Source organism: Caryophanon latum, from assembly GCF_001700325.1.
Lineage (GTDB): Bacteria > Bacillota > Bacilli > Bacillales_A > Planococcaceae > Caryophanon > Caryophanon latum.
The window spans coordinates 102,628-115,243 of sequence record NZ_MATO01000016.1 but is presented as its reverse complement, the minus strand read 5'-3'; the positions used below and the strand labels follow the sequence as shown (position 1 = coordinate 115,243).

Genomic DNA, 12,616 nt, shown 5'->3' with positions numbered 1-12,616 from the left:
CATTTTGAAGAAATGAATCGAATGGGTAAACTTGATGGCTATGGAGTCACCCCGTCTTTCACTTTCTCTTCGTTTATTATGACGAATTTCAGCATAATTGTAAACGCAAAAACCGTCTATTTTCAAGGTTTCGAACGAATCATTGTGGAAATAAGGCGCTTAGTCGCTCCTGCCACGTGACATCCATTGCAAAAGCTTCTTTTTTTGGCGCTTCTACATGTAGCTCATATGTCGCACCACAATTGACGCAACACTGCGCCACTTTTTCATGTAATTGTTGACCAAATGCTCCAATAATCATGTGTCGTAAGCACGTCGTTGCATGAACAACTCGCTGCATCGCGTCAATTTCGTTACTCTTTTGTAGACGTAGCTGTGCCATCAATTGTTTCACTTCTGCCGGATTTTTTTGCTGTAGCCAGTAGTGAAGCACGCGAAATTGCGTCTCGCTAACAGCACCTTCTTGTACGAGCTGCTGCGGCTGTGCATGTAACATGTACGCATCGACTTGCAAATCGTTTGGCAGCTCCTCAGTCGCAACATACGTCACAACTTGCTCATCGCCTTGCGCGTACAGCAGCACGGCAATCGCCTCCTTCCCGTCGCGCCCAGCTCGCCCAATTTCTTGCATGTAATTTGCCATCGTCGCAGGGAAAACGTCATGCACGATGTGGCGCACGTCGTCTTTATGCACCCCCATACCGAACGCATTCGTTGCCACAACCCAATCGATATGCCCGTCTAAAAACTGCTGCTGAATGAGCTGACGGTCGTACAAATCCATTCCAGCATGGTAATAGGCGACGCGCACTTGTCGCATCATGAGTGCCTCGGCGTATTGCTCGCATTTTTTGCGCGACTGCGTATACAAAATACCCGCACCATTTGCACGTACGATGTAGTCATACGCCCATGCAAGCTTTTCCTCCTGCGTCATAAACGACTCGCGCATTAGCCGAATATTCGGGCGGTCAATTGGCTGAATGAGCTCAAACGGCTGCTGCATGTGTAAATAAAGCTTAATGTCACGCAGCACTTGCATCGTCGCCGTTGCAGATAGTGCCAATATGCCTGGGCGTTTCATGTCAGAAAACACGTCCGCAATTTGCAAATAATCCGGGCGAAAATCAAAGCCCCACTGCGACAAGCAATGCGCCTCATCAACGACAATGAGCGACAGCGGTAATTGTCGAAGCAGCTGACGTACATTTGACTGCTGTAGCATTTCTGGCGATGTAAAAATAAATTCGTATTGCGACAGCGTTTGGAGTACATGCTGCTTCTCACTGCGATTTAAAAATGAGTTTAACGCAATTACGCGGCGCTCACCCATTTTTTTTAATTGCTCCACTTGATCTTGCATAAGTGATAAAAGTGGTGAAATAATGAGCGTCGCATGCGGTAATAGCTTCGTCGGTAGCTGATAGCATAACGACTTGCCGCTTCCTGTTGGCAGCACGGCGACAACATCTTCACCGCGCAGCACTGCTTCAATGACGTCTTGCTGCCCTGGTCGAAACGCTTCATGCCCAAAATAGCGAGTTAATTGTTGCTGTAGCATGTTCATTGCCCTCCTTTTGATAAAATAAGGCGCAGCTGAAAGTAACTTAAATGTGGCAGCTGCTCCTTTATTATTTTTAGCTTGCGCGTATTGATTGACTGCACGAGCGCCCACACTTTTTTTACCTCTTCTACGTCTACAAACTGCGACAGCTCAAACTGCTCCTCGCTCATCGCCATTTCGACGATGTGATCTTCAATTGTACTTTCCTTTAGACGACGCATTTGTGCAATTTGCGCAATGCTGTAGCCCGCTTTATGTAACTGCGCGGTTTGCTGTGCAGATTGTGTAACAAATGCTTGTACTTTAATATGCTGCGTCAACGCCTGAAGAAGTGGTACGTTGTGCAGCTCAATTTGTCGAAGCACATGATGGAGCGCGCTAATGAACGTCAGCTGCGTATCGAGTAGCTCCTCCTGTCGGTAATGTGCAAGCTGTGCCCACGAATAACCAGGCACGTTTGCACCACTTAACCGAAGTAGTAAAAGCTGTGCTGCTTGTTCGTCTAGTTCCTCACATACGATCGTTAGCTCCTCCTTTAATACGGTGCCGAGTGTGCCACTGTCATATTGCGCCCAGCGTAAAAAGTCGCGCACATACGCCTGCACCGATTCGTCCTTTTGCAGCGGTACGAATCGCATATCGTTTGCTTGCTGCTGCGATAACGTTTGGACGACGAGCGATAAACGCGCGAAAAAAATATGCTCATTGCCGCGGTAATGCCAGCTGTTAAAATAACATACGTCCGTTACTCGCTCAGCTAGTACTTCATACGCTCCTTGTTCATGCACGATAATGGTCCCGTCAATTACGAGCGCTTGAATCGCTTCATCAAATCGGGCGCGCGATAATTTTGGCAATAAGCTAAAGTACGGATATAATGAAAACAACCCGACGTCTTGGATCGTTTGCCCAGACTTCTTTCCTTTTAGCAAATGAAACGGTGCGGAAACGGTGCGTTGCTGTTGAAAACGTTGTAGCAAATATAATAGAAGTTGTTTGAATTTCAAACTTAATTCCTCCGTTTTTAGTGTTTTTATTGAAAAGTCGGCAAATCAGCTTTAGAATAAGGTAGTAGCTTTTGGAAAGACAATTTTAAGGAGAGATTAACATGGCTAAATATACAATCGTAGATAAAGATACATGTATCGCTTGTGGCGCTTGTGGTGCAGCTGCTCCAGACATTTATGATTACGACGATGAAGGCATTGCATTCGTAATTTTAGATGATAACATGGGAACATGTGCAGTAGACGAAGATTTATTAGAAGATATGCAAGACGCATTCGAAGGCTGTCCAACCGATTCAATTAAAATCGCGGACGAAACATTCGACGGTGACGCATTAAAATTCGAATAAGTATATGAAAACGTAAGGGCGATGTCTCTTGCGTTTTTTCTTTTACTGGCACTCCACCCTCTCCCCATTCCCTCATCTTCATCTTACATGGTGCAAAAATTTTTTTCACGCAATTCCTGTCGAAAACAAGCGACATACGTACACTTTCAACAAAAAACACTATACTCAACAATTCATTTTCACGAAAAACCTTAAATCCCTAGTTGACTTATATGTTTTTAATTATTATTATAGGACTATCCTAAATTGTTAGATAAATCGGAAAACACGAAACACTTTAGTTGCTGAATATTCAGGATACGGTTTTGACACATTCAACAATAAGCAACTGATTGCAACAAACAGAGGGGGATTCACATGAGCAAAGTTTACATCGTCGGCGCTGGCCCAGGAGATGTCGATCTAATTACAGTAAAAGGTTTAAAATGCATTCAGCAAGCAGACGTCATTTTATATGACCGTCTTATTAATAAAGAATTATTATCTTATGCGAAACCAAACGCTGAGTTAATTTTCGTCGGTAAGTTACCGAACTATCACGGCGTCATTCAAGACCGCATTCATACGCTACTCGTACAGCACGCAAAAAAAGGCAAAATTGTGACACGCTTAAAAGGTGGCGATCCATTCGTCTTTGGACGCGGTGCTGAAGAAGCTGAAGTGTTAGCTGAGGCGAACATTCCATTTGAAATCGTGCCAGGTATTACATCTGGTATCGCCGCTCCTGCATATGCTGGTATTCCGGTAACTCATCGCGACTATGCATCAAGCTTTGCGATCGTAACAGGGCATATGCGCGAAGGAAAAGACGACGCGATCAAATGGGCGAACTTAGCACAAGGCGTTGATACGTTAGCGATTTACATGGGTGTTGGGAATTTACCTTACATTACAAGTCAGCTAATGAACAACGGCAAAGCAAAAACGACGCCTGTTGCACTCATTCACTGGGGAACATCGCATAACCAACAAACGGTTACGGGTACGTTAGAGACGATTGTTGATATTGTCGCAGAAGCGAATATCGCAAACCCAAGCATGATCGTTGTCGGCGATGTTGTGAAAGTGCGTGACAAAATTCAATGGTTTGAGCAAAAGCTGGCAAAAGACGCAATGCTTCAAGAAATTTCTGTATAAGTAGGTGAGCAAAATGGAAGCAGTTTTATATGTAGCACATGGTACACGTGTGCAAAAAGGCATTGACGAAGCCGTTCGATTTATTGAAGCGGTGAAACAAACAGTTGCGGCACCAATTCAAGAAATTTGTTTTTTAGAGCTGGCAGCACCATCAATTGTTGAAGGTGTAGAACGATGTGTCACACAAGGTGCTACACACATTGCTGTCGTTCCAATTTTATTGTTAACCGCCAATCATGCAAAAGAGGATATTCCTGAGGAGCTTCATAAGGCACAGCAGCTATTCCCTACTGTACGCTTTACAGTCGGCGCACCATTTGGCATTCATGAAAAATTAATCGATAGCCTCGTTGACCGTTTAGCACCGCATGCCGTGGAGCAGCATGCACGCATTTACTTAATAGGACGTGGCAGCAGTGACCCGACGCCAAAACAGGATTTATCACGCATTGCATCTTTACTTAGCGAGCGGATTCAGCGCCCGGTCGATGTATGCTTTTTATACGGTGTTGGACCAACATTTGAAGAAACACTCCAACACATTCAGCAGCAAAACGATGCTACACCGATTTATATTATCCCGTACTTACTGTTTAGTGGCTTATTGCAGCATCATATTGAAAAAACAATTCATGCGCTACAATTTGAAACAGCTAATGTAACGCTTTGTGCTCCGCTCGGATACGACGAAAATGTGCAGCATGTTTTAGCACAACGTACAGACGAAACATTGCAGCAAATAAAGGAGCAGATCGCATATGGATAAACGTACAGAAAATCACGACGCATCAATCGAGCAAGTGAAAAAATTGTTGCGTGACCTTCAATACGGTTCCGTTACGTTAGTTGTGCAAGATAACTATATTGTGCAAATTGAAAAAAGCGAAAAAATTCGATTAAAATAACAATCTTTTACGAGGTGAACTACGTGAAATTACAAGTAAACAATAGCCCTTTTAGCGAAGAGCAAGTAACACTGTTAAACGATTTACTACCAAAATTAACGAGCGCACAAAAAACATGGTTAAATGGCTACTTAGCTGCAACGAGCGCATCGGACGTCATCATTGAAGAAGTGATCGACAACAACGCACCGACAGCTGTACAAGCAGCACCACAAAAAACGCGCACAGTGACGGTGTTATTCGCTTCTCAAACAGGCAACGCACAAAACTTAGCACAAAAGCTAACGTTTGAGCTACAAGCACAAAACATCGAAGCAGAAGTGCTTTCAATGGCGAAATTTAAGCCAAACAACTTAAAAAAAGTAGAAGACGTATTAATCGTTGCAAGCACGAACGGCGAAGGTGAACCACCAGATAACGCAATCGGCTTCCACGAATTTTTACATTCAAAGCGCGCACCGAAGCTTGATCACGTACGCTACGCAGTGTTAGCACTTGGCGATACGTCATATGAGTTTTACTGTAAAACTGGTCACGATTTCGACAGCCGCTTAAAAGAGCTTGGTGCAGAGCAGTTATTACCAATCGTTGAATGTGATGTAGATTACGAAGAGCCAGCAGCAAAATGGTTCACAGACGTTCAAAACATTTTAGCACAAGCAACGGCTTCAGCTGAAACAGCACAAGCAACTGCAGCACCAACAGCAGGCGGCACAGAATATACACGCAACAAGCCGTTCGCAGCAGAAGTATTAGAAAAAATTAACTTAAATATGACCGGCTCAAACAAACATACAGTCCATTTAGAGCTATCACTTGAAGGCTCAGGCATTACATATGAGCCAGGCGACAGCTTAGGCATCGTACCGAAAAACAACGAGCAACTTGTAGACGCATTAATCGCAGCACTTGGCTTTAATGCAAACAAACTCGTAACAGATAAGCAAGTAACACTTCGCGATGCACTTATTAATGACCTTGAAATTACAGTATTATCAAAGCCGTTATTACAAAAAATCGCTGAATTCACAACACATAACGATTTCCAAAACATCGTCAACCAAACGTCAATAAAAGATTTCGTTTACGGACGTGACGTATTAGATGTAGTAGAAGCATACGGACCATTTTCTTGGAACGAAGAGCAATTCGCTAATCTTTTACGCAAAATTCCAGGCCGTCTGTACTCTATCTCAAGCTCACAAGCAGCAGTGGATGAGGAAGTACACGTAACGATCGGTCGCGTAGGCTACGAGGCATATGGACGTGAGCGCTTCGGTGTTGCTTCTACGCACATTGCAGACTCAATCGAAATTGGCGATACAGTAAACGTATACGTACACAAAAACCCGAACTTCAAGCTACCTGCTGAAGATCAACCAGCAATCTTCATCGGTCCTGGTACAGGGATTGCACCGTTCCGTTCATTTTTACAAGAGCGTGAAGAAACAGGCGCTACTGGTGAATCTTGGTTATTCTTCGGAGAGCAGCATTTCGTAACAGACTTCTTATACCAAACAGAGCTACAAGCATGGCTCGCAAACGGTACATTAACGAACTTAAACGTTGCATTCTCACGCGACACAGATCAAAAAATTTACGTACAGCACCGCATGCAAGAAGAAGCAGCTGAGCTATACGAGTGGATCAAACGCGGCGCTTACATTTACGTATGTGGCGACGAAAAGCATATGGCAAAAGATGTTGAGCGAACGTTAATCGACATCGTAGCAGCACAAGGCAACAAATCAGCAGAAGATGCAGCAGCATTCGTCAAACAATTACAGCAAGACGGTCGTTATTTACGCGACGTGTATTAATGAGGGGGAACGAACGGTATGACAGAAAAAATTAAAATCGCACCACAAGACGGTAGCTTTAGTGATGTAGAACGTATTAAAACGGAAAGTAATTACTTACGCGGTACGTTAGCAGAGTCAATGGTTGAACCAATTAGCTCTGGTATTAACGACGATGACAACCGTTTAATGAAATTCCACGGCTCTTACTTACAAGATGACCGCGACGTACGTGCAGAGCGTGCGAAGAAAAAATTAGAGCCAGCGTATCAATTCATGGTGCGCGTACGAACTCCAGGTGGTGTCGCAACTCCGAAGCAATGGTTAGTCATGGACGAAATGGGCGACAAGTACGGAAACGGCTCATTAAAATTAACGACACGTCAAGCGTTCCAAGTACACGGCATTTTAAAATGGAACGTAAAAAAATACATGCAAGAAATTAACGACGTGTTACTTGACTGTATCGCAGCGTGTGGTGACGTAAACCGTAACGTAATGTGTAATGCGAACCCATTCATCTCAAACTTACACAAAGAGGCATACGACATTTCTGCAAAAATTAGTGAACATCTTTTACCGAAAACACGCGCTTACCATGAGCTTTGGTTAGACGGTGAAAAAGTAGAAGCAACACCTGACCGCGAAATGGAACCAATTTACGGTGAGCTTTACTTACCACGTAAATTCAAAATCGGTATGGCGATCCCACCGTTAAACGATGTGGACGTATACTCACAAGATATCGGCTTAATCGCCATTATCGAAAACAACGAATTAGTCGGCTTTAACGTACTTGCTGGTGGCGGTATGGGTATGGCACACGGCGATGACACAACGTATCCACAGCTTGGGCGCTTCGTCGGCTACGTTGCAAAAGATAAAGTGGTGGACGTATGTGAAAAGTTACTAACGATCCAGCGCGACAACGGGAACCGTGTAGAGCGTAAAAACGCACGCTTCAAATACACTGTTGACCGTCTAGGTATCGACGCGGTAAAACAAGAGCTATTTGACCGTCTTGGCTACGAGCTTGAACAGTTACGTGAATTCAACTTCGAGCATTCAGGCGATCGTTACGGCTGGGTGCAAGGCGAAGATAAAAAATGGCACTTCACATTATTTATCCAAAGCGGTCGTGTAAAAGATTTCGACGGCTACCCACTAAAAACAGGCTTACGTGAAATTGCGAAAATTCATACAGGTGAATTCCGTATGACAGGTAACCAAAACTTAGTTATCGCAAACGTTTCTGCACAAAAGAAAAAGAAAATTGAAGCGTTAATCGCTGAATACAATTTAACAGCTGGCGAGCACTACTCCGCGTTACGCCGCAGCTCAATCGCTTGCGTATCATTCCCTACATGTGGCTTAGCGATGGCTGAAGCAGAGCGCTACTTACCATCATTAATTGAAAAGCTTGAAACAGTTGTGGACGAAGCAGGCATTCGCGACAAAGAAATCATCATTCGTATGTCAGGCTGCCCGAACGGCTGCTCACGTGCGGCACTTGGTGAGATCGGCTTCATCGGTAAAGGTCCTGGTAAGTACAACTTATACTTAGGCGCAGCACATGACGGCAGCCGCTTAAACAAAATGTATAAAGAAAACATCGGCGAAGAAGAAATTTTAGCTGAGCTTACACCGATTTTACAACGCTACGCAAAAGAGCGTAACGAAGGCGAGCACTTCGGTGATTACGTCATCCGCGCAGGCTTCATCGCTGCAACGACAGACGGCACGAACTTCCATAAAGAGCTACAAAACGTATAATTGAGCAGCTAGTCCCCTCTAGTTGAACGGTGAAGCCCTACACGATCGTAACAGTCGTGTAGGGCTTTTTATTTGTGATTAGGCAAGGTTGGTTCATTAGCCTTTTTTATGTGCTGAAATCATGCTGTATGTTAGTGTGAGTGCGCATGCGGCGAGACTTTTTTCGGAAAAGAGCGAAACTTGAGACCCTACAGCGAAGCGAAGAGGCTCAAGCTACACCCTAAGAACGCGATCCGCAAAATGCGCATGCCAATTGACTGGCTAATTAACACGCCTAGTTGTTAAGCTTTATTTACGTACTTCCCTCTTTACGCCCCACTTATTTCATGTTACACTAGTCATTAGTAACAGGTACTAATACTACATATTACAAAGGGGTTTATACAATGTCTTTACAACTTTCAAACAAAACATACGTCGTAATGGGTGTCGCAAATGAGCGCAGCATCGCATGGGGTGTCGCAAAGCGCTTACTTGAAGAGCAGGCAACTGTTATTTTTACATATCGCAAAGATCGTTCAAAATCAAAAATCGACAAACTTTTAGCTGATTACGCTAACAGCAATACAGCAACGTTCATGTGTGACGTTAACAGCGACGAAAGCATCCAGCAAGCATTTACACAAATCGGCGAGCAATACGGTCAAATTGACGGCGTCGTGCACTCGGTTGCATTTGCTAACGCGGAAGACTTACGCACAAATTTTATTAACACATCTCGTGACGGCTATGCGTTTGCACAAGATACGAGCGCATACTCACTTGTCGCTGTCGCAAAAGCGGCTCAGCCATACTTCACGCCAAATGCAAGCATCGTCACAATGAGCTACTTAGGTGCTGAGCGCGTGCTACCAGGCTACAACGTTATGGGGGTTGCAAAAGCGGCTCTCGAGGCTGCTATGCGCTACTTAGCATATGATTTAGGTGAACAAGGTGTGCGCGTTAATGCCATTTCAGCCGGTGCCATTCGTACACTCGCTGCAAAAGGTGTGCCAAGCTTCAACGACATTTTACATAAAGTCGAGGAGCAATCACCGCTTCGTCGCAACACGAACCAAGCGGAAGTGGCCGATATGACACTTGTCATGCTGTCACCACTATCTCGCGGTGTAACAGGCGAAACAATTTACGTCGATAGCGGCTATCACATTATGGGGTAATACTTTTTGGCATTTCGTCGATTTGTAACTTCCGCTACTCATACGTTAACATCACTGCATCTCGATTTGTGCGCGGCATACGATATGTGTGCCGCGTGTTTTTTATCCTATTTTCCCCAAAAATTTAAGCACTCTTCTTCTTCACCTCTGCCCTTTTAACAAAGGTACTTTTAACCTACAGATAAAAATAAAACATTATACCTAATTTTAACCTTCTAAATAAACCAAATATCCCTTATAATAAATGCACATGTTAAGTTTTGGAGGGTGGGTCACAAATGAATATGAGTCAAAATCAACGGTTGCTGGAACTATATGAACGACTAATGAGTGGAGAACATATAAAAAAATCAGTCGAAGCACAGCATTATCAAGTGTCGCCAAAAACAATTCAGCGAGACATTGAAGATTTGCGCACGATGTTTGCAGCAAACGGCCGTGTCGAGCTACCATACAATAAAAAAACGAACTCATACGCTTTATCGTCTTACAACCGCGCGATTAACGGCTCGATTGCGTATGCGCTGTTTAAAATTTTGTTTGATTCACGTGCATACACACAAGAGGAGCTGCATACAATTAAAGATGTGCTACTCAACGTCACAGTTGTACATGATCGTAAAAAGGTGGAGGAGCTCGCAAAAAATGAGCTCATTCATTACACTCCAGTGAAGAAGCGTTCCCCTTTATCGCTCATTGAAAGCGTATGGCAGCTTGCAAATGCGAGCTCGCAATCGCACTATGTCGACATTTATTATTTAAAGGAGCATGACAAAACAGCTTCGTATCGACGTATTAAACCACTTGGTGTTATGTTTTCGGAATATTATTTTTACATCATCGCATACGATGCAACGAAGGACGATAACTTTCCGATTACGTTTCGCATCGACCGCATTATCGACTTCACCGTGCTACAAATGAAATTTTCACAGCCGCATAGTTCTCGCTTTGAAGAAGGAATGTTTCGCAAGCGCGTTCAATTTATGCATACTGGTGAGCTAATTTATTTAAAATTTAAATTTACTGGACGCTCACCGCAAGCTGTACTCGATCGTTTGCCAACTGCGAAGCTAACGAAAAAGAACGACCATTTTATCGTAACAGCCGAAGTATTTGGGCGCGGCATTGAAATGTGGCTACTGTCCCAGGCACAATACGTCGAAGTGCTAGAGCCTCGTTCGCTGCGTGAAGAAATGAAGACGACAATTGAGCAAATGCTCGCCTGTTATAATGAAGCAACGATATAGACCGTAATTGCGATTTATAATAAGCAACGACTCGAAATGACAGACTCCGACGAGAAAAACTCGTGCGTCAAGAGACGTAAGAGCGTTGCGAAAGATTGAAGAAGGCGATAATTACTACTACACACATCGCCTTCATAACGAATATCGTGTTCGCCTGTAAATTGATTTGCGACGAGTAAATAGGCACCGCGAGTTGTAATCTATTTACTCGCTAATCAATACGCTTTTAAGCATAAAAAAAGAGCCGCGAAACGCTCGCGACTCTTTCATAAATTAGAACATTTTCATGTATTGGTCGCGCTCCCATGGGTGGACGTGCGTACGGAACATGTCAAATTCGATTTCTTTTGCCTCTTTAAAGTTGTAGTAAATGTGCTCACCTAGTGCCGCTTTTACTACTTCATCACCTTCAAGTGCATATAGTGCTGCTTCAAGTGATGCTGGTAAGTTCGCAATGCCGTTTTCTGCACGTTCTTGTGCGTTCATTACGTAAATATTACGGTCAACCGGTGCTGGCGGTGTAATGCTATTTTTCACACCGTCTAAGCCCGCTGCTAAAATAACTGCCATCGCTAAGTAAGGGTTCGCTGATGGGTCAACTGAGCGTAACTCGACGCGCGTTGACAAGCCGCGTGACGCTGGAATGCGAATTAACGGTGAACGGTTTTGTGCTGACCATGCAACGTAACAAGGTGCTTCGTAGCCTGGCACTAAACGTTTGTACGAGTTCACGGTCGGGTTCGTTACTGCTGTGAAGCCTTGTACATGCTTTAATACACCTGCCATGAAGTGACGCGCTGTATGTGAAAGCTGTAACTCTGCCCCTTCATCCCAAAACGCGTTTTTGTCACCGTTGAATAACGATAAGTTAAAGTGCATGCCTGAGCCATTTACACCGAACAACGGTTTTGGCATGAACGTTGCGTGCAAGCCGTGCTTACGAGCGATTGTTTTGACAACTAATTTAAACGTTTGAATATTGTCACATGCTGCGATTGCATCTTCGTATTTGAAATCAATTTCGTGCTGACCTGGTGCTACTTCGTGGTGAGATGCTTCAATTTCAAAGCCCATTTCTTCTAGCTCTAGCACGATATCACGGCGGCAATTTTCACCTAAATCTGTTGGCGCTAAATCAAAGTAGCCACCGTCGTCATTTAATTCAAGTGTCGGCTGCCCTTTTTCGTCTAACTTAAATAAGAAGAATTCTGGCTCTGGCCCTAAGTTGAAATGCGTAAAGCCAAGCTCCTTCATTTCGTCTAAAACGCGCTTTAAGTTTGAGCGTGGATCGCCTTCAAACGGAGAGCCATCAGGACGGGCAATGTCACAAATGAAGCGTGCTACTTTTCCTTTTTCAGCTGTCCAAGGGAAGATCATGAATGTATCGTAATCTGGACGTAGGTACATATCTGATTCTTCGATGCGTACGAAGCCTTCAATTGATGAACCGTCAAACATCATTTTGTTGTCTAACGCCTTGTCTAACTGGCTTACTGGAATTTCAACGTTTTTAATTGTGCCTAAAATGTCTGTGAATTGTAAACGAATGTACTTTACATTTTTATCTTGCACTAATTGTTTAATATCCTCTTTTGTGTATTTCCCCATCTTGCTTCACTCTCCTAATATGTATTATGTTTTATGGCCCTACTCTATTCAGAATATTGGGAA

General features: G+C 43.8%; 11 protein-coding genes. 8 read left to right on the top strand and 3 right to left on the bottom strand.

Annotated features, from left to right (window positions below):
• Nucleotides 1-139: 139 nt before the first annotated feature.
• Complete coding sequence (locus A6K76_RS04915; RefSeq protein ID WP_083995288.1) at nt 140-1,561, bottom strand: RecQ family ATP-dependent DNA helicase; 1,422 nt, start codon at nt 1,559-1,561, stop codon at nt 140-142.
• Between the two features lie 2 nt (nt 1,562-1,563).
• Complete coding sequence (locus tag A6K76_RS04910; RefSeq protein WP_066462687.1) at nt 1,564-2,571, bottom strand: YpbB family protein; 1,008 nt, start codon at nt 2,569-2,571, stop codon at nt 1,564-1,566.
• Between the two features lie 101 nt (nt 2,572-2,672).
• On the opposite strand from A6K76_RS04910, the gene A6K76_RS04905 reads away from it, so the two are divergent.
• From A6K76_RS04905 to A6K76_RS04875, 8 genes are all read left to right on the top strand, one after another.
• Nucleotides 2,673-2,921: a ferredoxin gene (locus A6K76_RS04905; protein WP_066462685.1), complete on the top strand. Its 249-nt coding sequence runs from the start codon at nt 2,673-2,675 to the stop codon at nt 2,919-2,921.
• A gap of 357 nt (nt 2,922-3,278) precedes the next feature.
• Nucleotides 3,279-4,058, top strand: coding sequence for a uroporphyrinogen-III C-methyltransferase (cobA, locus tag A6K76_RS04900; RefSeq protein ID WP_066462683.1), 780 nt, complete (start codon nt 3,279-3,281; stop codon nt 4,056-4,058).
• Nucleotides 4,059-4,071: 13 nt separating this feature from the next.
• Complete coding sequence (locus A6K76_RS04895; RefSeq protein ID WP_066462681.1) at nt 4,072-4,824, top strand: sirohydrochlorin chelatase; 753 nt, start codon at nt 4,072-4,074, stop codon at nt 4,822-4,824.
• The gene (locus A6K76_RS16470) at nt 4,817-4,963 is read left to right on the top strand and encodes a YezD family protein (protein ID WP_083995287.1); all 147 of its coding nucleotides are present in this window, start codon (nt 4,817-4,819) and stop codon (nt 4,961-4,963) included. The genes A6K76_RS04895 and A6K76_RS16470 overlap by 8 nt, the downstream gene beginning before the upstream one ends.
• 23 nt (nt 4,964-4,986) lie before the next feature.
• A complete protein-coding gene (locus tag A6K76_RS04890) occupies nt 4,987-6,783 on the top strand; it encodes an assimilatory sulfite reductase (NADPH) flavoprotein subunit (protein WP_066462679.1) in 1,797 nt (598 codons plus the stop codon).
• A gap of 18 nt (nt 6,784-6,801) precedes the next feature.
• On the top strand, nt 6,802-8,535 hold the full coding sequence (gene cysI, locus A6K76_RS04885) for an assimilatory sulfite reductase (NADPH) hemoprotein subunit (protein ID WP_066462677.1): 1,734 nt from the start codon (nt 6,802-6,804) through the stop codon (nt 8,533-8,535).
• Between the two features lie 386 nt (nt 8,536-8,921).
• A complete protein-coding gene (locus tag A6K76_RS04880) occupies nt 8,922-9,695 on the top strand; it encodes an enoyl-ACP reductase FabI (RefSeq protein ID WP_066462674.1) in 774 nt (257 codons plus the stop codon).
• 278 nt (nt 9,696-9,973) lie between these two features.
• Nucleotides 9,974-10,945 carry a helix-turn-helix transcriptional regulator gene (locus tag A6K76_RS04875; RefSeq protein WP_083995286.1) on the top strand — a complete coding sequence of 324 codons (972 nt, stop codon included), beginning with the start codon at nt 9,974-9,976 and terminating at the stop codon, nt 10,943-10,945.
• Nucleotides 10,946-11,218: 273 nt separating this feature from the next.
• Here A6K76_RS04875 and glnA read toward each other — a convergent pair whose 3' ends face one another.
• A complete protein-coding gene (gene glnA, locus A6K76_RS04870) occupies nt 11,219-12,553 on the bottom strand; it encodes a type I glutamate--ammonia ligase (RefSeq protein ID WP_066462673.1) in 1,335 nt (444 codons plus the stop codon).
• Between the last annotated feature and the right edge of the window lie 63 nt (nt 12,554-12,616).